Source organism: Paenibacillus urinalis, assembly GCF_028747985.1.
Lineage (GTDB): Bacteria > Bacillota > Bacilli > Paenibacillales > Paenibacillaceae > Paenibacillus > Paenibacillus urinalis.
Window position 1 is genome coordinate 3,828,659 of record NZ_CP118108.1, and the last position, 23,786, is coordinate 3,852,444.

Annotated in this window: 22 protein-coding genes and 1 riboswitch; of the genes, 10 read left to right on the plus strand and 12 right to left on the minus strand. The window is 45.8% G+C overall.

Annotation, left to right across the window (positions count from 1 at the left end):
- Nucleotide 1: 1 nt before the first annotated feature.
- Together PUW25_RS17715 and PUW25_RS17720 are read right to left on the minus strand one after the other, a co-directional pair.
- Nucleotides 2-775, minus strand: coding sequence for an ABC transporter permease (locus tag PUW25_RS17715; protein WP_274337344.1), 774 nt, complete (start codon nucleotides 773-775; stop codon nucleotides 2-4).
- Entirely contained in the window at nucleotides 775-1,857 is a 1,083-nt protein-coding gene (locus tag PUW25_RS17720) for an ABC transporter substrate-binding protein (RefSeq protein ID WP_090725472.1), read from the minus strand. Before PUW25_RS17720 ends, PUW25_RS17715 begins: the two co-directional genes overlap by 1 nt.
- A 267-nt stretch (nucleotides 1,858-2,124) precedes the next feature.
- Here PUW25_RS17720 and PUW25_RS17725 point away from each other — a divergent pair, with 267 nt between their 5' ends.
- Entirely contained in the window at nucleotides 2,125-3,813 is a 1,689-nt protein-coding gene (locus tag PUW25_RS17725) for a PucR family transcriptional regulator (RefSeq protein ID WP_076313132.1), read from the plus strand.
- Here the strand turns inward: PUW25_RS17725 and PUW25_RS17730 are convergent.
- The 5 genes from PUW25_RS17730 to PUW25_RS17750 all read right to left on the minus strand — a co-directional run bounded on the left by PUW25_RS17730 (nucleotide 3,789) and on the right by PUW25_RS17750 (nucleotide 8,979).
- A complete protein-coding gene (locus tag PUW25_RS17730) occupies nucleotides 3,789-4,814 on the minus strand; it encodes an amidohydrolase family protein (protein WP_274337346.1) in 1,026 nt (341 codons plus the stop codon). The two genes, PUW25_RS17725 and PUW25_RS17730, sit on opposite strands and share 25 nt — an antisense overlap.
- The gene (locus PUW25_RS17735; RefSeq protein ID WP_076313134.1) at nucleotides 4,811-5,860 is read right to left on the minus strand and encodes a ring-opening amidohydrolase; all 1,050 of its coding nucleotides are present in this window, start codon (nucleotides 5,858-5,860) and stop codon (nucleotides 4,811-4,813) included. The genes PUW25_RS17730 and PUW25_RS17735 overlap by 4 nt, the downstream gene beginning before the upstream one ends.
- Before the next feature lie 26 nt (nucleotides 5,861-5,886).
- Nucleotides 5,887-6,780, minus strand: a complete 894-nt coding sequence (locus tag PUW25_RS17740; protein ID WP_090725468.1) for a fumarylacetoacetate hydrolase family protein — start codon at nucleotides 6,778-6,780, stop codon at nucleotides 5,887-5,889.
- A complete protein-coding gene (locus PUW25_RS17745; RefSeq protein ID WP_274337347.1) occupies nucleotides 6,777-7,991 on the minus strand; it encodes an amidase in 1,215 nt (404 codons plus the stop codon). Before PUW25_RS17745 ends, PUW25_RS17740 begins: the two co-directional genes overlap by 4 nt.
- Nucleotides 7,992-8,196: 205 nt before the next feature.
- Complete coding sequence (locus PUW25_RS17750; RefSeq protein WP_274337348.1) at nucleotides 8,197-8,979, minus strand: YitT family protein; 783 nt, start codon at nucleotides 8,977-8,979, stop codon at nucleotides 8,197-8,199.
- Between the two features lie 662 nt (nucleotides 8,980-9,641).
- Here PUW25_RS17750 and PUW25_RS17755 point away from each other — a divergent pair.
- Entirely contained in the window at nucleotides 9,642-10,679 is a 1,038-nt protein-coding gene (locus PUW25_RS17755) for a nucleotide-binding protein (protein WP_047910986.1), read from the plus strand.
- Entirely contained in the window at nucleotides 10,676-10,906 is a 231-nt protein-coding gene (locus tag PUW25_RS17760) for a hypothetical protein (RefSeq protein ID WP_047910985.1), read from the plus strand. The genes PUW25_RS17755 and PUW25_RS17760 overlap by 4 nt, the downstream gene beginning before the upstream one ends.
- A 66-nt stretch (nucleotides 10,907-10,972) precedes the next feature.
- Here PUW25_RS17760 and PUW25_RS17765 read toward each other — a convergent pair whose 3' ends face one another.
- The gene (locus tag PUW25_RS17765; protein ID WP_047911238.1) at nucleotides 10,973-11,374 is read right to left on the minus strand and encodes a VOC family protein; all 402 of its coding nucleotides are present in this window, start codon (nucleotides 11,372-11,374) and stop codon (nucleotides 10,973-10,975) included.
- Between the two features lie 170 nt (nucleotides 11,375-11,544).
- Here PUW25_RS17765 and PUW25_RS17770 point away from each other — a divergent pair, with 170 nt between their 5' ends.
- Both PUW25_RS17770 and cysK read left to right on the plus strand, forming a co-directional pair.
- On the plus strand, nucleotides 11,545-11,931 hold the full coding sequence (locus PUW25_RS17770) for a YhjD family protein (RefSeq protein WP_052511816.1): 387 nt from the start codon (nucleotides 11,545-11,547) through the stop codon (nucleotides 11,929-11,931).
- 154 nt (nucleotides 11,932-12,085) lie between these two features.
- On the plus strand, nucleotides 12,086-13,048 hold the full coding sequence (cysK, locus tag PUW25_RS17775; protein WP_047910983.1) for a cysteine synthase A: 963 nt from the start codon (nucleotides 12,086-12,088) through the stop codon (nucleotides 13,046-13,048).
- A 149-nt stretch (nucleotides 13,049-13,197) separates the two neighbouring features.
- On the opposite strand, the gene PUW25_RS17780 is transcribed toward cysK, so the two are convergent.
- Nucleotides 13,198-15,174, minus strand: coding sequence for an ATP-dependent DNA helicase (locus PUW25_RS17780; RefSeq protein ID WP_047910982.1), 1,977 nt, complete (start codon nucleotides 15,172-15,174; stop codon nucleotides 13,198-13,200).
- Between the two features lie 217 nt (nucleotides 15,175-15,391).
- On the opposite strand from PUW25_RS17780, the gene PUW25_RS17785 reads away from it, so the two are divergent.
- Entirely contained in the window at nucleotides 15,392-16,357 is a 966-nt protein-coding gene (locus PUW25_RS17785) for a GNAT family N-acetyltransferase (protein ID WP_052511814.1), read from the plus strand.
- A 345-nt stretch (nucleotides 16,358-16,702) separates the two neighbouring features.
- Nucleotides 16,703-17,911: a right-handed parallel beta-helix repeat-containing protein gene (locus PUW25_RS17790; protein WP_047911236.1), complete on the plus strand. Its 1,209-nt coding sequence runs from the start codon at nucleotides 16,703-16,705 to the stop codon at nucleotides 17,909-17,911.
- A 68-nt stretch (nucleotides 17,912-17,979) separates the two neighbouring features.
- Here the strand turns inward: PUW25_RS17790 and PUW25_RS17795 are convergent, their stop codons facing one another.
- Nucleotides 17,980-18,948 (minus strand): substrate-binding domain-containing protein, encoded by a 969-nt coding sequence (locus tag PUW25_RS17795; RefSeq protein WP_047910981.1) that lies wholly within the window; start codon nucleotides 18,946-18,948, stop codon nucleotides 17,980-17,982.
- Between the two features lie 159 nt (nucleotides 18,949-19,107).
- Between PUW25_RS17795 and modA the strand changes: the two genes are divergently transcribed.
- From modA to PUW25_RS17810, 3 genes are all read left to right on the plus strand, one after another.
- On the plus strand, nucleotides 19,108-19,956 hold the full coding sequence (gene modA / locus PUW25_RS17800; protein ID WP_047910980.1) for a molybdate ABC transporter substrate-binding protein: 849 nt from the start codon (nucleotides 19,108-19,110) through the stop codon (nucleotides 19,954-19,956).
- Nucleotides 19,953-20,630: a molybdate ABC transporter permease subunit gene (modB, locus tag PUW25_RS17805; RefSeq protein ID WP_047910979.1), complete on the plus strand. Its 678-nt coding sequence runs from the start codon at nucleotides 19,953-19,955 to the stop codon at nucleotides 20,628-20,630. The genes modA and modB overlap by 4 nt, the downstream gene beginning before the upstream one ends.
- Nucleotides 20,631-21,037: 407 nt before the next feature.
- Nucleotides 21,038-21,176: riboswitch (cyclic di-AMP (ydaO/yuaA leader) on the plus strand.
- Between the two features lie 4 nt (nucleotides 21,177-21,180).
- Entirely contained in the window at nucleotides 21,181-22,041 is an 861-nt protein-coding gene (locus tag PUW25_RS17810; RefSeq protein ID WP_052511812.1) for a C40 family peptidase, read from the plus strand.
- A 137-nt stretch (nucleotides 22,042-22,178) separates the two neighbouring features.
- Here the strand turns inward: PUW25_RS17810 and PUW25_RS17815 are convergent, their stop codons facing one another.
- On the minus strand, nucleotides 22,179-22,829 hold the full coding sequence (locus tag PUW25_RS17815) for a cell wall hydrolase (RefSeq protein ID WP_047910978.1): 651 nt from the start codon (nucleotides 22,827-22,829) through the stop codon (nucleotides 22,179-22,181).
- 313 nt (nucleotides 22,830-23,142) lie between these two features.
- A complete protein-coding gene (locus PUW25_RS17820) occupies nucleotides 23,143-23,784 on the minus strand; it encodes a cell wall hydrolase (RefSeq protein WP_047910977.1) in 642 nt (213 codons plus the stop codon).
- Nucleotides 23,785-23,786: the final 2 nt, after the last annotated feature.

Below are 23,786 nucleotides of genomic sequence, written 5' to 3' on the forward strand. Positions count from 1 at the left end.
CTTATTCTCCTCCTCTGGCAGCTCTGTACCAAGGTATCGCTGCTCTTTCGATCCATCCGACCAAATTGTAAAAAATGAGTCCGATGACTGCCAGCATGACAACCACACAAAACTGCATCGTAATATCAAGATTGGCACTGGCAGCAAGCTGAAGATAGCCTAGCCCTCTGTCTGAGGAGACAAATTCCGCTACAACGGCTCCGACAACAGCCAGCGTAATTCCTACTTTGAAGCCTCCAAAGATGCTAGGAAGTGCCTTTGGCAGCCGGAAGTGCATAAACACCTGGAACGTACTGGCTTTCATGGACTGTGCAAGCATCAGCATCTCTTTCTCCGATGAACGAAGACCTACTACACTATTGACAATGATCGGGAAGAACGCGATGAGAAAAGCGATAATGACCTTTGTGACCATCCCAAATCCAAGCCAAGTAATCAAAAGCGGGGTAAGTGATATCATAGGCACGCACTGTAGACCAATCATGATTGGAAAAAACGACCTGGAAAAATATTTCGAATATACGATGATGATAGCGAACGGAACACCAAACCCAACCGATAAGGCAAACCCAGCTAAAATTTCGACTATGGTTATCCCGCTGTGCCTAAGCAATACTTGCCAATCCTGAGCCATACGTTCAACGATATTAAGCGGAGTTGGCAGTAAGTATTCTGGAATACCGAACACCATGTAGCACAGCTGCCATAGAGCAAGAAGCGCAAATACAGTAAGCGATACGGACAGCAGAGACTTAAACTTCGCAGTATTACTCATTAGTCTTCTCCCCCTGCTTCCGCAGATTGGTCAGGAAGGTACTGATTCGTATAATACGTATCTACTTTCTCTCTATTCTTAATAAGGCCAGTCTCTTGCATAAGCAGTGTCATCTGCTCTAAATGCTCTGCATTGACATATCCATACGGCTTTCCATCAGGACGTACAGCCAGCTCTCCTGTTCTTACAATTTGTTCAGCTGTAATTTGTTCATCAACCACATCCGGAAATAATCGTTTGGATATAGCTGCTGCTTCTTCAGGATGCTCCATAGAATAGGCAAAGGCTTCATCCACTGCAATCAGAAATCGTTTTAACGTATTAGGATTCTCTTCAGCAAACTTATTGTTAGTAATAAGTGAGAGTCCCGATAGGTCAAAACCATAATCCGCTAAATAAAGCGGTACTAGCTCTTGACCTAGATTCTTCTCGAACAATGGATACTCATTTGTTGAGAATACCGCTATCGCATCTGCCTCTCTGTTCTGGAACAGCGTATTTCGTGCACCGGTTTCCACCATCATGTGCTCTACTTTTTTATAATCGGTGCCATTATACTCCAGAAATTTCTCATACACGCTGGTGAAGGTTGATCCAGATGAGGAAGCCAATGACTTTCCTTCTAAGTCCTTCGGTGAGCGAACTGGGTTATCCGGATAGGACAGCAGAATGATGGGTGAGCGAGTCATATAAGATGCAATCATTTTCACTGGCATCCCTTTCTCTATCCCCTGAACGGGCTCTACAGCTGAAGTTACCCCAATTTCTTCTTTATTTTGGGCAATCACCTGCAATACCGACACTGATCCAGATCCCTCCAACACATTCACGTTAAGTCCATACTTTTCAAATATGCCTTTTTCCTTGGCTACAAAAAATGGAGCAAATTCACCTTTAAATTTCCAATTTAGACGTAGTGTGAGTTCACTTTGTTCAGCTGGAGGCAAGTCAGTTCCAAGACCTGTACTTGAGCTGGCGTTCGCAGCTGTACTGGCTGTTTCGCGGACACCTTGATTTTGATTAGCACATCCCAAAGCTGTCAGCATAACCGTTACAAGCATGACGATCCAAATCTTTTTCATTTTTTCCACTCCCTCTCTTTTGTGTCAGGTTTATTGACATTGTTCTTTTACTTGATAAACACATGATAGCGAGATATACGATGCAAGCCTATGTCCTCAGTGCACAAGATCATGACTATGAACTTCAGCAGCACTTACAAAAATGGGGCATATATCTAGATGCGCTCTATTTGATAGGGCATAATGGTTAAAAACTCTATTGTTCAGGTCCGTTTTTACCTAGATTGAATTCATGACGTCATAAAATCTTACATTGGAGGAATGAAAATGGCACTAACACTGAAAAAAATTTTAAAGTTGCCGTTCTTCTACGGCGCTTCCGTTGTTGCCGGGGAGAACGGATTGGATTCAACCATTGAGTCCGTTAATGTCATGGTCAAACTTCCACATCAAGAGTCCGCTTCTCCTGACATTGCGACATGGCTGTGTAGAGGGCAGCTTCTATTCACCACAGAACATGTAATTTTAAGCAATCACCGTGTACTTACCGCATTCATTCATCAAATGTCCGAAGCTGGATGTGCAGGTATGATTATTAAAGCCAGTCACCACATCAGCCCACTTCCAAAAGCGATGCTCTCCGCTTCCTCAACCTTGCGAATGCCAATCGCTGTACTTCCTAATGAAAAGGGTCTCGGGGATATGATGAGTCAAGTCATGAGCATTTTACTGAATGAAAAGCAGGTTGAGCTTGAACGGACTTTTGAGATTCATCGTAAATTTTCCAAACTCTTCCTGAATGGTGCTACCATGTCAGACATCGCCCAGACACTGACAAGCGTAGTTCATCATCCAATTCTGATTACGAACAGCAAGCGGACCATGGTCGGATGGTCGGCTTCTGCTCGCTCCTGGGCAGTATCTGAGGAGTTTCGCGAAGAACTACTTCAATTCATTGTGAATCAGAGCCCTACTGAAAACAGCCTATCGTACTATAAAACAACAAGCGGAGAACGGCTCGGAGTGTATCCCATTCATTCTTCTGGAAATTTAAAGGGCTACATTATTGTCATGCATACGGATGAAACGTTAAAAACATTGCTGATGCCTCTGGAACAAGCTGCTCAGGTCATTGCTCTTGAGAGCGTCAAGCAAGCTGCTCTAATGGAGGGGTCAAACCGGCTTAGAGAAGAATTCTTCAGTGAGTTATTAGATAACGGTTATACATCAGTACAGGAGATTATGAAACGCGGCGAGAAATATGGATTACAATCAAAAGGCACCTATTGGGTCGCTGTTTGCCAAGTTGACTCTTCATTGGACGGACGGATTTCCTTTCCTTTTAATAGCAGGGGTTATGAGTACCTGCAGGAGCAGATTCAAGCCTACCTTGATGCTAAACACATGAATGCCATAACAACCGTCAAAGGAGATCATATTGTCATCATTCTGACTTCTAATGATCTGTCGGTTTCACAGCAAGAGGGACGATTGATTCAATTGCTGCAGAGTGCACTCTCCCATCTTCGAAAAAGCAATGACCATCACCTCTTCTCCATTGGACTCAGCAATCATGCCGATCAGCTTGACCGATTGGCCAGGGCTTATCAGGAAGCTGTCCTGGCATTAAAACATGCAAATGACAGTCATAGCTCCACTTCAGTACATGCTTACCGAGTTCAGCAGGTTCCTGATCTGATTCGGATGCTGCCTTATCATAAATTAAGGGAGTTTTGCGGCAGTATTCTCAAATCGATTGCTTTTCCGAAATCAGATGAAAATATAGAACTATTGCAGACACTCGATGTGTACTTACAGCAAAACTGCAATGTCAAAGAGACGGCAAGGGTGCTCTTCCTGCACCGCAATACCGTCTTCTATCGATTAAATAAATGTGAATCCCTTCTTCAGCTTTCATTTAAAGATCCTGTGGACCTCCTCAAGCTGCAAATGGCCGTCATGATTCATCACATTCTTAAATCTCATGAAATTCAAGCTGAACATACTTTGTCCTGAACAATTTGAGGGAGAGGCACGTGGGATAATAACTCGCGTGCCTCCTGTGTTTCAAATACGACGGATACATTAAGCTCATGATGCGAAGAAGCCGATAGCAGATCAGCCGGGCCTCTTCGAATCATATCTAATAGAGCAAGCTGTTCCTCAGGCTCATAAAACCGCTGCACGTAAGCCAGAAGCTGCGCATAGCCGAGCATGTTGCCTCCTCCAAGTGGATTGAATAGATCTCCCATATTGTCACTTCCAAGTCCTACTGGAATTCCTGCTTTCAAGAGCTCTTTCGTTCTTGTAATAGGTCTTGTTGCTACTGCTGTAGGACACACTGTAACATGAAGCTTGGCATTTGCCATAAGCTCTATCGTTTTTGCCGCTTTAATATCGGGTACAGTCGCCAGAGAATTGCAATGAATGGCATAGATCTTATCTCCACATTCCTGCTCTAAGGCTTGCTCTGCAAGAAAGGGCAGAAGAAAGTCCTCCGGCTTCCCACTCTCATCTGTATGGAATTCTAACCAGGGAACATCAAATTGCTCAGCCATCGCCATCATTTTTCTAATGTGTAATTTACCATCTACATCAACTAGCGTATGTCCGCCAAGTCCCATCCTCCCCATAGTGAGTGCTTCCTGCAACAGTTTCTCTGTCTCTGGGTAGCGATCAAAGCCTTCCTGATTAAAAGCTGTAATGTCAATAACGATGTGCTTGGCAAATGCTTGTTGCAGCTCAAGCATAGCCTCTATTCCTTTCAAGCCGACAACCGGATCTACATCTACATGTGTTCTTACATAAGTCGTTCCATAACGAATCATCTGAAGAAGCGCCTTCTCAGCGCGGTCATATATATCCATTTTAGTAAACTCAGCTTTTTTCTCCCTCGTCCATCCGCCACGAATGCTCGCGGGAGCATCCACATAGACTACCTCGGGAACGAGCATCCCCTTATCCAGATGTGTATGCGCATTAGCAAATCCTTTACATTTCCAGATCTCACTCATCATTCCTCATCCCCTCTGGCTTCAGCGATAACTGCGATTAGATTAGCTCCACGCGGGCCCTGATGCTCTGAACCGGCTGAGCACAATATGGCTGCATCATTAACAACGCTTGCCACAACCGCATGAGCCACTGATTTGGCAACGACTCCTGCATGCATGCTTAGTGCATCGGTGTGAATGGTGTGACGCTGTCCTCTAATATGAGGCAAAGCATCCGCACCGGCATTTACAAATATTTGCCGAATCCTCCCCTGCTCCTTGGGTGATAGCAAAGGATCAACGGCCATATCCAGAGATGCGAAGACACGATAAAGTCCTCTGAGATCAAATCCGTCCTCCATCATGCCAGATGCGATTACAAGTGAACTGTCTGCCCCGTCTCTGTTACCCATCACAATTACACGAATGGCTGTCTGTTCTCCACCTGCGGAGACAGAGGTTTTGACTGTATATAAACGATGGTCCCCATTGATCGCTTCATCCGTAATCTTTTCCCGATCGACCTCCCCTAAAGCTACCGCAGAGCCGAGTGCAGAAGAAGCTTTGGATCGAACCCCTCCTTCCCCCCAGGGACACTTGATTTCAACACAGTGCACGTCACCAAGATCTGTGATTCCTGCGTCTCTGATTGCATCACGTACCGCTTCTGCTGCCAGATCCACTTGAACGCAAGTGCCGATTTCTTCCGGAAGAAGCGTTCGACTTGAAGCTACGCCGAATACCCATCGTTTGCTTCCCGCTCTTGAATCAGACAGATGATGATCGTTTCTCAAAAATACGGTATAATGCGGACTCATATAACCGCCAGTCTTACCAATCATCATCATCGGAATTTCTTCAAAAATAGCATCATGGGTTTTGCTTAAATATTTGGACAATAACACTTGGAAAGCAAGTGTACTATATCCTCTTGCATAATTATCTCCTTCTGTTTGAGCTATGATGGCTTTGATATGAGCGGCCTTGATTTGGCCGGACTCAAGTTGTTCCTCTAGTTCACTTACATCTCCTGGGTGCTTCATTGTAAATTTCATTAGTTCATAACTCATTTCTATCTTCCTTCCCTGCAAATTTTTTAAGCATCTGTCCGTTTGATTGTTCTTGAAACGAAATTTACGAGAGGCATAAAACCATCTATTCGACATTCGACATGATCACCCTCACGAATAATACAGGCTCCGGGAGTTCCCGTCATGATGATATCTCCGGGAAGAAGCGTCATGTGCTCGGAATGAAAAGATACTACATGTGCAGGTGTGTACCTCATTAGGCCAGCCTTTTTTCGTGCTTCAACCTGTCCATTTCTTATCGTCGCAATCTGGATCTCCGCAAACGGATCGACCTCATCCGGTGTTAGCAGCTCAGAACCCAGACTGAAGAAAGTATCGAAGCTTTTGGAGCGAGTTAAGAATCGGGGGTTTTTTTGATGTATATCATCTGCACCAATATCAAGCACGGCAACATAGCCTGCAATACAGCCAGCCGCGATCTCTTCGGACACATGACTGCAAGCTTTGCCAATAACGATCGCAAGCTCTGCCTCTGCGATGACTCGCTCAGATTGCTCTGGAAGCCGAATATCGTCCGCGGGACCAATTAAGCTGGTGCTTGGTTTGAAAAATCCTACAGGTTCCTCACGTTCTTTTTGATTCCTGAACGCAGTAAGTTCTTCATAACTGGAGGTATAGTTAAAGCCTATTCCATATATTTTTCCAGGATTACGATACAAGGGAGCAAAATAAATCTCATCCGGGGAAGCCATTTCGAGACCTGGTAATTCATTAATAAAAGATCTGCTTATGATCCAGCTATTCAGCTCATCAAGCCTTTCTTCTCTCAGCAAGGACATCATATCTGTAGGCCAATCCGTCTTGTAGATTCGATTCATCATCTCTATTGAAATGACACCTTGCTGAGCTTGAATGCCAGCCTGCTCTTTTCCATTCTGAATAAAGCTCACATATTTCATCGAATGTGCTCCTTTCGGGGAACCAGCTTCAGCTCAGATTCGATATTAGCGATAAGCCGCAAGAGATCCATATCCCGGCCCGGTCCAGCAATAAATGATAAGCCGAAAGGATATCCCTGAGCCTCCATCCATGGAACGTTAACTTGGGGTAACCCGCCTATTCCAGCTACACAGCATAGCTGCATTGTGCTAATTCTTATCTGTTCTGCTTCCTTACCCGTGAGTCCAATTTGAGGGGCTATGCTCGGAGTTGTCGGCACAATTAGCACCGTATTCTTTTGCAGCTTCTCATGAAGAAATGCTCGGACTTGCTTGACATCTTCTCGTGCCAACTCGGCATCTTCAGCTTGTATTCCTTCGGCCCATTTAAAACGCTCGCGAACAGCAGCTCCAAATCGCGGGATTACTTCCTCGATCCAAGGTCCGTGTGTTCTCCATATCTCATATCCTTGTAAAGTACGAAAGGCTCGAACCCAATCCATTAGCTCGAATTGCATCCCTTCGGTTATCGCTTCTTCATCACAATTCAGTGCCGAGCGTAGTTGCCCAAATCTCACACCCAATTCTTCTTGTACTTGCTCGTCTACCAGATCCCACATATCCGTTGCCCATACAAACCTAAGCTCGTCTCGATCATTTTCTCGAGCATCACCTTTAAATAACGTCTTTCCCACTTTCAGCATGGTCTCTATTTCGTTTGCCATCCAGCCCGGCGTATCAAAACTAGGGGCTAGAGGGACGACTCCAGTCAATGACAGGCATCCCCATGTAGGCCGAATACCGTATACTCCGCAATAGCTGGAAGGAACTCGAACAGATCCCGCTGTATCTGTTCCTAACGCAAAATGAACCATTTCAGCAGCAACCGACACAGCAGACCCGCTTGACGACCCTCCTGGAATACGGCCTTGTGCCTTAGGATTAACCGGAGTACCCCAATGTTCATTCTCGCCGTTCAGTCCGAACATGAGCTCGTCCGTATGTGTTGCACCTACGAATTGAGCTCCCTCTTCCAATATTCGTAACAGGATGGGTGCATAATTCTTGGCTGGATGATGTGTACGTTGAAAGTCAGGATTTCCAGCACTGCTCACATGATTTTGAATATCATAGACGTCCTTCACTGCAAATCGAAGACCTTTTAGACTTCCCCCTATTTCATGAACCGAAATGTCTCCCATACTTTTCACGAATGCTCCCCAACGATCCATCCATTTGTACTCCTCTCTCCTTAGATTTACTTTATTTTAGAAGAGCTGCGCTGTATTCACATTGGCACCTGTGACTAAATTTGATATGCGATTTTTAGGAACAGCGACTATTGTGAAGACAACGCAAAAAAGGACCTGCAAGCATGCAGATCCTTCTTGTTCTTATCATCAATGTTCAACTGTATGATCAATACCAAAATATCGTCTATCCTCCGGCAGCACTTGACTTCTTGACTACCGTGGTGGATACGTGATGCTTGGTATCCTTCGTTCTAATAGGTAAATACGAAACAGACGCAGTTACAGCTGCAGGCTTCGGTAATGGTAATCGTGTAACATCGGTCTTGACCGGCTTCGGCTGTAAGATCTCGCTCTCAATCTCGGGCCGCTGCTTCTTAGCTGCTGTTTGAGTAATCAAGGTAATGAACTTACTTGCAATCCACACGGCAAGCACCGTATACAGCGTTTCTTTGAGCGGCATAAAGAGTAGTGACAATAGAAGTACAATCCCGTCAAATATAAAGAACACCGATCCAATCTTCATTCGGCTCCACTTGCTGACGAGCACGGCCAGAATGTCATCTCCGCCCGTCGCGCTTCCACTCGCAATAACGATCCCTGCTCCGACTCCGGTAAGAATACCAGATATAAGGGCCGCTGCCAGCAGACTTCCCTGGAGATCAATGACGAGAGGTGAATACCGTTCGCACCATTCATAAAATAAGGAGAAAGATAAAGCTCCCAGCATGGCTTTGAGCATATACTTCCGGCCCATGAAATACCATGCAATCAGAATAACGGGAATATCCAGCAGCAAGCTGGTGAGTGCAGGAGACCAACCGGCCACGTAACTGCCAAGCAGGGCTAATCCTACAAATCCGCCTTCCGACAAATGATTCACATAGTTGATGTGATAAAAAGCAAACGCCATCAGCATCGTCCCAAAAAGCATCAATCCGATACTTTTGAGCTCATTCAAATTAAACATTGATCGTACGGCCTCACTTACAGCCGTCCTTTTTCTGTTTTCGAATGAAACAGGTTGTTCTTGTGATGTTACAGCCGTCTTATTCCAAAACAGAAGTTTTTGCTTTGTCCTCATACAGATTCCCTCGCATTGTTTGTAGTTTGGTCAGAAACAGACCGAAACTAATGCGTAAGGAAAGCTGAGAGGAGTTCATCCTTCGAATATTCATTTGGCTTACCTCTCCCTACGCATAGTTGGTCATTTAACTAGTGACTTTTACTAATCGCGTAAGGGAAGCTACGTATACGAGGAATCGTTTCGTTTCCAAATTGTCCTTTGGGGCTTCATCCTTCGGGGACTCATGGTATCCAGATCCTTTCTGTTAGTAATCATATATTCGTGCATAGAGTCAGTTCTTTAATATATGATTAAACTAATTATAACATACCAGAAACGGTGCCTGCTTGGTAATTTATACTCACTTTATTACATGCATCATGTCCACTTCATGTAACGGCGAATAGACTATTAATAATCATAATATCGTCTTAAGTCTCATACTTCTAGTTCTTACGTCTCTTTCTTCAGAATGTGATGCTTTTCGGTTCGTCAAATTCGGGTAAATGGTATAATATAGAAAAAGATCTTAAAAAACATATCCCGTAAGCGAGGCGGAGCGGACTATGAAGACGATAAAGCCTAGAGCGTTCATCGGATGTTCCCTTGAAGCGAAGCCTATTGCCGCAGCTGTACATGAGAATTTAAGGTATGCTGCTGAAGTCACTCCATGGTATGCCGGCGTTTTTAACCCTAGCAGCTATACGATGGAGGATCTGGAGAAGCAGGTTCGAAGCAGTGATTTCGCCATTTTTATTTTCCACCCGGATGACATCACCAGTATTCGAGGAAAAATGTACGCCACGGTACGGGACAATACCCTGTTTGAAATGGGTCTTTTTATGAGCCGATTGGGAAGAGGACGCATATTCTTTATATTACCTGAGCATGTTAACGAGCTGGATAGCAGTAAGGATATCGAAGGCATGCGAATGCCCAGCGATCTTCTTGGTCTAGGTTCCCTGACTTATGAGATTCGTTCAGATAGCAACTGGGCACCCGCTGTATCGGTAGCCTGTCACAAAATTGCAGACATGATGGAAAGATTAGGCCCTTGGTCGGATATGTATTTAACAGAGAAAGTGAATAAAGTAAAGCAGGAGGAAGAGAATAAACGCATTCAGCTCCTGAAGCTGCTTCGTTTCTTTCGTGAACTGCTGCGTTCCCGCAAAATCGATGATCAAATGCTCCATCGTATGAGCGATACACTAAGAACAGCCTTTGTATCTCGGCCGCACTTTCTCGTACGCGGTACCACGGTGCACCGGGTGTCTCTATCCGGATATATTGAGCAGGTAGCCGGAAATGTCGGTGAGATCGGGAGGCGTTATCCTATGAATATCAATGATGGCAAAACGCCGGATGATCCCAGTCGAATTCTTGTCGTTGATGCGTACAAGGAGAACAAAATTAAGGTGAATCTGTACGATGATTATCTTGAGAAAGAGTATATGCTGTGCTATCCTGTAGCAAGTGGTTATGTATTTACCGTGCATCTTGTTGGACACCTCGAGGCAGGTGATGATCTATTCCAGCAAATTGACCGCGATAATCGTCAATTATTTAGTGCTATTCACGACCTGTTAGGAGGAGAGTTGGGATGAAACCAATCAGACAGAGGCTCACCAAAAAAAGAGGAGCCCCAAAGGTACGTCTGAGTGCCGCCCGCGAAACAACCGGATCTGTACCGGAAGGTGACAGCGGCAACAGTTTCAAGAAGCCCGAGGTGCCCATTGTCACGCTTGGCCCTTCCTTGAAAGGCAAGGAACGCCCGTACAAGGTCATATTAGAGAAGGACGCACTCTACGATAAACCGCAATATATGGCATAAAACCGATTAATCCAGGCAGCATTGATCATCATTGATCGATGCTGCCTTTCTCTTATCCATTGTCAATTAGCTGTATGTATTCTCCGATGGTGCTGTAAGCTCTACCTTAATTCGGTCAGGATCTTCAAAATATACAGCGTAATACTGCTCTCCTCCCGCATAAGGGTGAAGATTCTCGTACAAGATCGGAACTCCTCTATCCCTCATCTGACGGGTAAGCGAATCGACCTGCGCTCTTGATTCGGCGTGAAAAGCAAGATGATTAAGCCCTACTCTGCATCTGTGATACGGGACATCAAGAAATCGGTCCTCGGCCTGTACAAATACAAGATAAGCCGCTCCAAATCTCCAGCTTATTCCCTTCTCCCATTTCTGATACTGCTCATATCCCAGCTCCGTTAGAAGCCATCCCCAGAATTCAGTGCTTCTCTCCAAATCAGAGACATAGATCTCTAGATGATGAATCATCGCTTCATCAAACCCCTCTCCCCATCCGTATGTATGCAATTTCCACTTGTCAGACCGCATAAACAGATCTTATATTGAATATAATATTACAGGAACATATGTTCTGTAAATATAATTCAAAGAATAGTATGAAACGGATTCAACTACATATCAGTAAGGAAGTGAACGGGATGTCTACATCATCCACCGCCCCGGTCCCCAGTGAAGCAGATCATTTGCTGGTCAAAAAATATATGATGCACATTCTCATGCTGGATGTGCTTGAACAGGACATTCATACCATACAGCATGTTTCTTTGCATATGCCTCAGCTGTATGTCCATCATTTAACCCGCATCCAGATGGATGTAACCCGAAATTTGACGGATATCCGGATACAGATGCGTAGAGGCGGGATCCGCATTTACGAGGAGAACAAGCTGAGGGAAGGATTTGAAATGCGCTACCTGTGCCGGGGATATCACCGGCGCCTATATTTACTGTGGACCTTCTGCAAGACCGAAGTCATGAAGGAAATGAGCGAACGGCTGGGCATTGACCTGACGGAGCTGTCTTGACGGAGCTGTCTTGACGGAGCTGTCTTGACGGAGCTGTCTTGACGGAGCTGTCTTGACGGAGCTGTCTTGACGGAGCTGTCTTTCTGTTCGTATGATATTAGAAGATATATATTCCTACTGAAATAATAGGGTATTAACTAAAGGGGACTTTCACATGCATGATCAAAATCATTCTGCCGTGCCGAAATCAGGCAAGCGCCTCGTTGTAAACAATGTAACCGAATTGATCGGTAACACTCCGGTCGTCAGGCTGAATCGTCTACCGAAAGCCGATCATGCTGATGTATACGTCAAGCTCGAATACTTCAATCCCAGCGGCAGTGTGAAGGACCGTGCGGCAGCCAATCTGATCAGACAGGCGGAACTCCGCGGCCTTCTTCAGCCTGGCGCAACCATTATAGAGCCTACCAGCGGAAACACAGGCATCGGTCTGGCTATGAACGCCGCAGCCAAAGGGTATAAAGCAATTCTAGTCATGCCTGATAACATGAGCAAAGAACGAATTAACATACTCAAGGCGTACGGCGCAGAGGTTGTACTCACTCCTGCTGCCGAGCGTATGCCCGGAGCGATTCAAAAAGCGCTGGAGCTTAAAGAAGCCATACCGGGGAGCTTCATCCCGCAGCAATTTGAGAATCAAGCCAATCCGGATGCTCACCGAACGACAACAGCACTCGAAATCATGACCCAGATGGATGGGAAATTAGATGCTTTTGTAGCGACTTCGGGAACCGGCGGAACCATTACAGGAACCGGTGAAGAGCTCCGCCGTCAGATTTCAGACATTCGGATCTATGCAGTTGAACCTGCGGGGTCCCCCGTATTGTCCGGCGGTGAGCCTGGCCCTCATAAACTGGTCGGGACGAGCCCCGGGTTTATTCCTTCCATCGTCAACACCCATGTGTGGGATGAGATTATTCAAGTAACGGACGAGGATGCTCTAGATATCATGCGGCGACTGGCCGCTGAGGAAGGACTTCTGCTCGGTCCGTCTTCCGGCGCATCGGTGTGGGCCGGGCTGCAGATCGCCAAGCAGCTGGGAGCTGGTCACAAAGTGCTCTGTATCGCTCCGGATACAGGCGAACGCTACCTCAGCACAGGTTTTTTTGATAAGTAGGAAGCCTATACATCCTGTATAAAAAAGGTCAGTAACTGCTCCTTCGTGAAGTCTGCAAGAGACTTACAAGAATCAGATCACTGACCTTTATTTATTATCTATATTAATCGTTTCAATTTAAATCAAGCCAATGGTTTGTGGTTCAGCAGCTATATCTTCTCCACTCTGAGTACTGCTCCTTGAGGAAGCACAGCTTCCACCCGTTCTCTGACCTTCGAATCTGCGACAATCTCAGGATCAAGCACAGCGGCAATTCCCTGATCCGACGACGAACGAATCAATCGCCCGAGCCCTTGCCGCAGTCTAAGAAGCATATAAGGCATGTCCACTTCCTCATAGCTGGACTCTGCTGCCTCCCTCTTGGCCATAAATACCGGATCTTCCGGCGGATACGGAAGTGACCAGATCATGACGTTGGATAAGGAGGGTCCCGGTACGTCCAGTCCTTCCCACAAGCTCGTTGCACAGAGTACCGTTTCCTCATTGTTCTGGAAGTCTGCAATTAGGCTGCTGATCTCTCTGTCCCCTTCGAACAGCATCTTATAGGAAGCGAAATAAGGGTGCTGGGCTGCAGCCTGCTTGAATCTTCGCAGCTCTTCCATTGTAGTGAACAGAAGAAGGGCTCGTCCTTCGGAGTGTGCGAGCAGCTTGGCGGCACTCGCCAGCTTTTTGGCAAAGAGAACCTCACTTCGAAGCTCTCCCGCCTCGCAGAGCTCTTCAGGTACAATCAGTCTCATCTGATCGGCATAATTATATGGTGAATTCACGGAGAACGATAAATAATCGGTAATACCAAGACTATCAGCGACATAATCAAAAGACTGTCCTACGGATAGTGTTGCAGAGGAGAATACGATCGGCATATTCAGCCCGAATACTCGCTGCTCCAGCACTTCTTTGACCTTTTGCGGCATAACAGCTAGCGTTACGTCGCCATCCTCGCTCTCTTCTGCCCAGCAAATATAGCTGCCAGGCTGTCTGAACAGCTGGAGAGCAGTTTGAATCATCTCAAGGTGCACCTCCACAATTCGAAGCTTATATTCATTGAGTGTGTGCAGGCCGCTTTCGAACACCAGCTCCTCGTCAATCGCCTCAAGCGTATCATTCCAGTGATTTAACTGTATGAGCAAAGCCTCATTAACACCCACTCTTTTTCGATCTGATCCCGGAATGGTAGTACTGAGCTCTTGAACCAAGCTGAATACCACTTTACTTTGGTCAATGGCATCCTCTACCCGCTCAGCGAGCGTTTCACGTATTTCTCCATCCAGAAGCCTTGTAATCATCTCTTCAAAAGCGGTGTGCTTCAGCTTATAGCTGAGCGCATGCTGTGCAGCAGATTCCAGCAGATGGCCTTCGTCAAACACGACAGAGCTGTGCTCAGGAAGCAGCGGAAGCTGACCTTCCCTCTTTCTCCCTTCATACGTCCAGACATGCTCCATATAATAATCGTGAGAACAAATGATGAGATCGGTGGACTTACGGTAATGATCTCTCGAGAGGGTCATCCCGCAGCGATGCCTTTTGTCGCACACAAAACAATCCTGGAAAGAATCCCAGCTGATCTTGTCCCACTGCTCATCGTTTAGATGGGGATATTCCTTCCTGTCCCCATAGGGCGAGAAGGTCTGCAGCGTTCCAGGCGAATGGACGAAGTCCGGCAGACTGTCATATACCTCTTCAATTACACCGGCATCCTCATCCTTAAGGCGGGCGCCGTCCATCTTTTTAAGACAAATATATTGATCCGGGGATTTCCCCAGTCTTGCGTCAATGTTCAATCCCAAGTAGCGTGCAAGCTTGGCAATATCGCCTTCCGGCTTGACGAGCTGCTCAATTAACGATTCGTCCGCACAAGCAATTACAGCTGGTTTACGGGTATAACGGGCATAGTTCACCGCATACAGCAAATACACGAGCGTCTTCCCCGTACCGACACCTGCTTCTGCAAATATCGTCTTCTTGTCGGCATAGGCTCTTTCCAGCTGATACGCCATATAAATCTGTTCATCCCGCACTTCAAAACCATGCTCGGGCAACATATCATAAAATACATCCGCCACCCAATCGCCCACTTGCTTCACGAAAGGCTCGGTCGGATTATAGGAGAAAGGATATCGCTCCACGGTTACTCCCCCACATTAACATTTTTCTTATAAGGTAAATCCACGCCATGATATCTAAATACCAATTCAGGCAAACATCAATTATCTCATAAATCCAAGATGATAGCAATTCTTTTTTATTGTTGATTAGATGCATTAAAATGAAGCAGCTTGCTTAAGCTATGCTCAAAAAGTAACCAGGTACGCATAGTATATAGAAATGGGGCGCTATGAACGAATGAATTGGACCATCCGCCAAGAGTATCCATCCGACTATTATGCCATTACAGAACTGCATGCTCTCACCTTCTCTTACAGCTACGGAATGGGTGAGGCCGTTCTTGTCAATATACTGCGAGCACGGAGCACTTTTGATCCGGAGCTGTCTCTCGTTTGCGAGCTGGATGGGCAGATTATCGGCCACATTTTATTCACCCCCCAGCCTATACGTATCCAGGGCAGCACCTACCAAGGTCTGATTCTGTCTCCACTAGCAGTTCATCCTAATTATCAAAAACAAGGTATCGGATCTGCATTAATCGAAGCGGGCCATCATCGTGCCTTACATAAAAACTTTGCCTTATCCGTTGTACTGGGTCATCCCCATTACTACGTTCGCTTCGGATATCAAGGAAAGGCATGGATGGACGAACAGGTCCACATTCCTTTGGAGAGCATCTATACCGATCGTATTGCCGTAGTAAGGGAACGCCGTATTGAGCTGGGAGATATTCCGTCTTTCTCACTGATGTGGGAGCATCTGCATGCCTCCTCTCCGCTGGCACTTATTCCAGGTTCATCTATTCAGGATTGGATCAGCCCCGGTGCAGGTACGATCAGCACTGCCTTATTAATTGATGAGAAACTTAGCGGATATATTAGATACTCCAGCACAGACCCGGAGAAAATCAGCTTCATTGTGGCACAGGACAGTCATTCCCTGCTCCTCATTGCAAATTACTTCAAACAAAAGTTAAACCCGCTTACGGCTTCTCACTTATCTTTGCCGTTACCAGCAACCTCCTATTTACTCGAACGGTTTGGTACAACCTTTGATGTTAACATCAGCACTTACGCCGAATATATGGTCAAAATATTAGAGGGTCCTCATCACTCCAAGCTGCATCATCATTTCACTGCCTTTGAGGAGGGTAGCATCCCTCGCGGCTCCATTATTTGGCCTGTTGAGTTTGATGTGTGCTGATAGAACAAGACATAACATCTGATGCAATGATTATGATGATGTGAGCTCTGTAACGATGGAGCCGCTCGTCTCCGATATAACCTCCATTCCTCATGAGCAGTGAAGATGATTATTCCTGTACCCCTCCATATCACGTATGATTCAGATTGCAACCGTTACCAAACCACGGGTGCCAATCTATATCAAATTTTAGGAGGAATCGTAGTGACGAAATTGAATCTGCTTGACTACAAAACAAAACGGAAGTCTGTCGCCTTCCGAACGCTTGTATCCGGAATCAGCCTGTCTCTTGCCCTTCCCTTACTTCCCCTAACGAGTTTATCTGCTGAGAGTACTTCTGCTGTAATGATTGCCGAGGCTGGACCTCAAAATACACAGGCTCTCACAGCTGCCGGGAATTTATATGTAGCTCCTAACGGTTCTGCAAGCAATCCCGGGACACTCCAAAGTCCGACAACCCTTGAACATGCACTCACGCAAATTGAAGCAGGCTACACAATTTATATGCGCGGCGGTACTTACAGCTATCCCTCTACCATTACAATTGATCGAAATAACAGCGGCAATTCTGCCACGGCAAGAAAAACACTGGCTGCCTACGGAAATGAGAAGCCTGTCCTTGACTTTTCAGCCCAATCCTTTGCCTCGACCAATCGCGGTTTGCAGCTGTTTGGCAGTTACTGGCTTGTGAAAGGTTTGGAAATTAAAGGCGCAGGTGATAACGGACTGTATATAGCCGGTAACTATAACCGTATTGAAAATATAGAAGCGCATCATAACCGAGATACTGGAATTCAGCTTGGCCGCTATGCGTCCACTGCAGGATACAGCGAATGGCCCGCTTATAATGAAGTTATTAATTCATATTCACATGACAATTACGACCCTGATAATGGCGAAGATGCTGACGGCTTTGCTGCTAAGCTTACGGTCGGCCCCGGCAACGTATTTGATGGATGTATAGCGGCTTATAATGTCGATGATGGCTGGGATCTCTATACGAAGGATGATACAGGCCCGATTGGGACGGTAACGATTCGCAACAGCATTGCCTACAAGAACGGTCAAACCTCGGACGGAACGTCTACTACGAGCAGTGACGGCAACGGATTTAAGCTGGGTGGAGAGGATATCGGGGTGAATCATACGGTGGTTAACAGCATTGCTTTCCAAAACAAGAAGCACGGCTTTACTTTTAACAGCAATCCCGGCTCCATTAACTTCAAGAACAATACATCCTGGAGCAACGGACAGAGTAATTTTGCATTTGATGAGGGTACGCATATCTTCACAAACAATTTATCCTTTGCCGGAGGAGCAAGCGATAAGACGAGCGGAACAGACGTAGCATCCAGCAACGTGTGGTGGAAAAACAAAAAAAGCGTCAATACGAAGGGGCTGCTCGCCAGCAGTGAAGATTTTCAGTCTCTTGTTCCCGCAGTTGCTCGTGACGCAAACGGAAATCCGGTATTGGGCAATTTCTTGAAACTGGCTTCAGGCAGTGATTTGATCGGAGCCGGGACACCAAGCGGTACAAATATTGGAGCACGTTAATTGTTACTACAAACATGCAAGAAGGAGCCGACAAGCGTTCGGCTCCTTCTTACATATATTCACAGATTTCAAGCCTCAAACAGCACTTCCCCTGTCCGGGATAGATTATATCCCGATATTGAACCCAGCTCCCGGATAAAGGACTCGGAACGCAATATATCCAGAACAGTTCGGATAAGCACTTCATTCTCGGGCTTGTTTATTAACACAAGGTCATATCTCTCTATCGTCAGCGGAATGAATTCCACCCCTTGCACAATCGTTGCCGCTTTCTCGATGCCTACTCCGACATCTGCCTGTTTGGAAGCGACCCTTCCGGCCACAGCCAAATGATTGGATTCCTCGTCATAATAGCCCATTAGCTCTCGGGCAGCGATCCCATGCATACGAAGCTGTTCCTCAAGCAGCACCCGTGCTCCTGCACCCCGCTCCCGGTTCACCATACGAATTCCCGGCTTGGCCAGATCCTTCCACTCATGCAGTTCATGAGGATTGCCAGGCTGAACGTATAGTCCTGCTCGTCTGCTCATCAAATTCACAACTTTATAAGAGCAGCCGATCAGCAATTTGCGAATATAAGGAATGTTGTATTCTCCGGTATCTCCGTCCAGTAGATGGGTGCTGACAATATCGGAATGTCCCTGATACATGGAAATTAAGCTGTCCAGGCTGCCTACGTAGGATCTAAGCGGCCTGATGCCAGGCGAGCGCTTCTCTATATGCCGCACCAAAATATCGAGGCTCATATCTTGTCCTGTAATCACCACTTGCCTTACTCCCTGAGTCGTCACCTGAACAGCTGGTGGATTCGCAGGAGCATCGATCACCGGAGTTAAAGATCTTGTCTCCTCACTAGAATATTGACCAACCCCTTTGGAGCGCTGCTTGTACGCCTCAAGATCAGAGTGGTCGACCCGCATCTGCTTACCTACACGATAGGCTGTAAGCTGCCCCTTCTTAATCAGATCGTACACCGTTAATTTTGATATTTTTAGTAGCTGGGCGATTTCCTCGGTTGTATAGGAAATATCAGTCACATCTACCACCCCTCTTGTCAGGTATGCAATAACAAATGATTAATGCTATTGATTGTACCATACTCTTTTCTTACCCTCGTATTGTAATTGTTCAAAGAACCAATATAATATATTTAATTATATCTAATTATAATCAAATATATCGATTGGATGGAGATTATGTTAAAACAAACGAAGCTTAGTATGATTTCTTTCTTCCTTCTAGCTCTGGTATTCATATCTGCCTGTGCATCACCCAATGCTTCTTCACCAAACCCTTCAGCAGACCATAACAATTCGGACAGCAGCGCATCCTCGACTCCTTCATCTGAACGCACAGAGCTGACGATCTCAGCGGCTGCAAGCTTAACTGATGTACTGGAGGAACTACAGCCTCGCTTTGAGACAGCTCATCCTGGTATAAAGCTCAGCTTCAACTTTGGCGGCTCCGGCTCTCTTCAGCAGCAGATTGAGCAAGGGGCACCGGCTGATCTGTTTTTGTCAGCAGCTGAGAAAAATATGCAGGCCCTTATAGATAAGGGGCTCATGGATACAGAAAATACGACTACGCTGTTAACCAACGAGATCGTACTGATTACATCCAGCAGCAACGAGCTGCCTATGTCCTCTGAGCAGGATCTCACTGCTGAAGATATCAAGATTGTTGCCCTCGGCATACCTGAAAGTGTACCTGCAGGAAGCTATGCACAAGAGGCGCTTACTTCGCTTGGCTTATATGAACAGCTCCAACCCAAAATAGTTCAGGCCAAGGATGTGCGGCAAGTATTACAGTATGTCGAAACCGGGAATGCCGATGCCGGATTTGTATACAAAACAGATGCACTTACTTCCAGCAAAGTGAAGATCGTGCACACTGTCGATCCCTCAAGCTACACAGCAATTACATACCCTGTAGGTGTGGTATTGGACAGTGCGCATCCCGAAGCGGCAAAAGCGGTTTATGACTTTTTACAGTCTTCTGAAGCCCAAGCTGTATTTACTAAATACGGGTTCTCGGTGCCTGAATGATGTCAGCTTCATTTGACTGGCATGACTTCTGGGCTCCTGTGCGCTTATCCTTACTGGTTGCCCTATTGTCCAGTGTTATCACGATTGTGATGGGCGGGCTTACTGCAAGATGGATGTCCAAGAGCAAGTTCAAAGGAAAGCTGCTGCTAGAAACAGCGTTTATGCTGCCAATGGTCCTTCCACCCACGGTTGTAGGCTTTCTGCTGCTCGTCCTGCTGGGGAGAAATAGCTGGATCGGAGCATGGATTGAGGCCATCTTTGCCGCACCTGTCGTATTCTCATGGACAGCCTGTGTCATCGCCGCCGTTGTCGTCTCGTTTCCACTGGTGTATCAGACGATGAAGGTCGGATTTACGTCCATTGATTCCGAGCTTGAAGCTTCCGGACGCTCGATCGGTGCGAATGAATGGCAGGTATTCCGGTATATTACACTTCCACTCATCTGGCCTTCTGTTATTTCTGCTTATATTCTCGGATTTGCACGAGCGCTTGGTGAGTTCGGCGCAACGCTGATGCTTGCAGGCAATATTCCAGGAAAAACTCAAACCGTCCCTACTGCCATATACATTGCTGTGGACAGCGGGAATACGGTCATGGCCTGGGCCTGGACGATTGCGATCGTACTTATGTCGTTCCTGCTGCTGCTTCTGACAGGACGCAGAAAAAAGAATTAGCATTGTATATATATATAAACAGAACCACTCCAATGCAGCGGCAGGAAATCAGTGAAATCAGTGTATGCAGCATAAATAATAGTTCAAACCAAACCCTTAGTTGATTTTAACGAAGGGTTTTTTGGTGCTCAATTTATTAATATATTTTCGTTTTTGGAATTATTACAATATATGGATATAAAATGGGTCCCGAAAACAATTTATTTAGTTACAATATTGTTACTTTAATGGATACCTGTTTCAAATCAATGACAATTTATTACCCGACTTAGCGGAAATTATTCGAAAAAATCCGGTTCTTTCTATGTTTTATTCCAGTAATTGGTGTACAAAAAGTAAAACAAAGGTAACATTTTTGATACTTTTTAACCTTAATTTATTATATATTAATTACAGTTAATTCATATTAAAAAAGTGTGCCGAATCTATCAGAATAGTACGGGGGACGATTTACAACATTTGGGGTGAATGCAGCAGTTAAGAAATGCTAGAGTACCTTCTACTCGAACCCGACAACTAACCTCGGAGGCAATTGGAGGAAATTTTCAGAATGAAGAAGTTTGGTAAATATATGTTGTTCTCATCCCTGCTCGCAGCTGGGTTAATCATGGGTAATGGACAAGCAGATGCATCCTCATCCAGTACCAATACGGTAAATATTCAAGTGAACAGTAATCTGATCGATTTCCCAGATGCGGAGCCATTCCTGGATCAGAATTACAGTACACAAGTGCCGGTCCGCATGCTTGCTGACGAAATGAACTATACGATTAAAGTATTTAAGAGCGGAAAAGAAACGGTGGTCAAGCTGTCCAAGGGCGGTACAACCATTCGTATTCAAACCAACCAGACGACTGCGATGGTCAATAGCAGCAAAGTAAGTCTTGGCACGCAAGTGTTCATCCGAAATGACCGTACATATGTACCCATTCGTTTTGTATCAGAAGCCATGGGCTATGACGTAACTTGGAAAAAGGATCTTATGCTGGCCATGATTAGCACAACCGGTAAAACATACAGCCCTGCACTTATTCCAAACGACCATGTCAAAGGCACCAGCATTGTAAATGAAGCGATGAATCACATCGGCGTTCCTTATGTTTACGGCGGTTCAACCACAAGCGGGTTCGACTGCTCTGGTCTGGTTAAATATGTATTCGATAAATACGGAGTATCCCTGCCGCGTACAGCAGCTACCCAATATAACCAAGGCTCATCTGTATCCAAAGGAAACCTGCAGCAAGGCGATCTGGTCTTCTTCAAGACAACAGGAAGCTCGATCTCTCATGTCGGTATCTATGTAGGAAACAATAATTTTATTTCAGCGACCAGTTCCTCCGGTGTAAAAATCGACAGCCTGGACAATACCTATTGGGGTCCTAAATACGTCGGTGCAAAAAGAGTTCTATAAAATGAAATGTATATAATTAAAACCCCTTTGCTGCTTGCCTGCAAAGGGGTTCATTATGTATGCTCTGTATTGATACCTATAGCAAAGAAGCTGCCACAGTAATTTTGTGGCAGCTTCTTTTTATATATGATATTGGATTAGTTCGTAAACAGATGATTACCGATCTGCTTGATCGCTGGACGTTCCTTGCTCCATTCGGAGGTTGCGATCTCAGGGTTATAGTAGTACAGAGCTCCACCTGACGGATCCCAGCCATTGAGCGCACTCTTTGCCGCCTTGATCGCAGTCTCATCAGGAGCCAAATTGTATTGGCCGTCATCTACGGCGGTAAACTGTCTTGGCTGCAGAATGACCTCTGTGATGGAGTCCGGGAATGCATCCGATTGAACCCGGTTTAAGATCACTGCTCCGACCGCTACTTGACCTTCAAAGGATTCTCCCCGGGCCTCGCCATGGATGGCCTTGGCTAGTTGATTCAGTGAGGTTTGGTTAATCGGTGCTTTTTTCTTAAGCACGCTGATCGTCTCTGGCCCTGCGATTCCGTCAATCTTGAGTCCAAATTGCTTTTGGAAGGAGCGAACGGCCTGCTCCGTTGCCTTACCGTAATATCCTGTTGACCCTGCATTCATAAATCCGATACTGCTTAGTCTTTCCTGCAAGTCCAGCACATCAGCACTCTGAATTCCCTGCTGCATTACCGCAGCACTTGCACCTGCCGGTGCAGCAACCGTTCCATACGCTCCCAGAAGCGCAGCACAGATCATTAGTCGTTTTGTCAGTTTTCTCATTGATGTCATTCCTCCAGTTGTGTTTGAATGTGTCGCCGAAGCAACACCTGTCATAGTTCTGCATTCAATTGAATGTATCTATAAATATAGATAAGTGTATATTTAGATATATTTGGATACAAATCGCCTCATATAGCGATGATGTCACTGCCTATATGTCAGTGCAGATATATTATGATTAATCCGCTGAAAGCTACCAATATCGAGTACTAATGATATCCTTCAGCGGATCATTCTTTTTCCAATTACAGTACAATCTCCATCTTTACAGTAAACTGTTGCATTTTATACAGAAGCGAATTGGATCCATCCGCTATTTCGTAAATACATGATTCCCAAGTGTTTGCGTCACAGGCCGGGATTTAATCCACGACGAGGATGCTGTCTTAGGGTTATAGAAATACAGAGCACCCTTGGAGGGATCATAGCCCGTCAGCGCCCTGCGGGCAGCCTCATAGGATGCAGCCGTTGGACTGCTGAGCTTACCGTCCATTGCCGGCGTAAATTGATTCTTCTGGAATATGACGTTGGTTATGGAGTCCGGAAAAGCATTGCTCTGAACCCGGTTCAGAATAACGGCACCCACCGCAATCTTACCTGTCAAGGATTCACCGCCAGCCTCATCCTGTATAATTCCTGCCAAATGCCGAAGCACCTTGTTATTGATTGGAGCAACAGCCTCAAGCTTGGACTTCGTATTAGGACCGACAACACCATCCACACTTAATCCGTAAGCTCGCTGGAATGACTTGACGGCAGCTTTCGTATGGTTACCATAGTAACCGCTGATTCCAGCCGTAAAATAATTTTTGCTATGCAGTCTTTCTTGTACTTCCACGACCTCTGCACTTTGACTGCCAAGGCGCAGTGTCGCCGCATCTGCTGATGCCGCTGAGCCCAGCACGGAAAGTGCACAGGCACATGTTATTAATAGAGTTGTTATTTTCTTCTTCATTA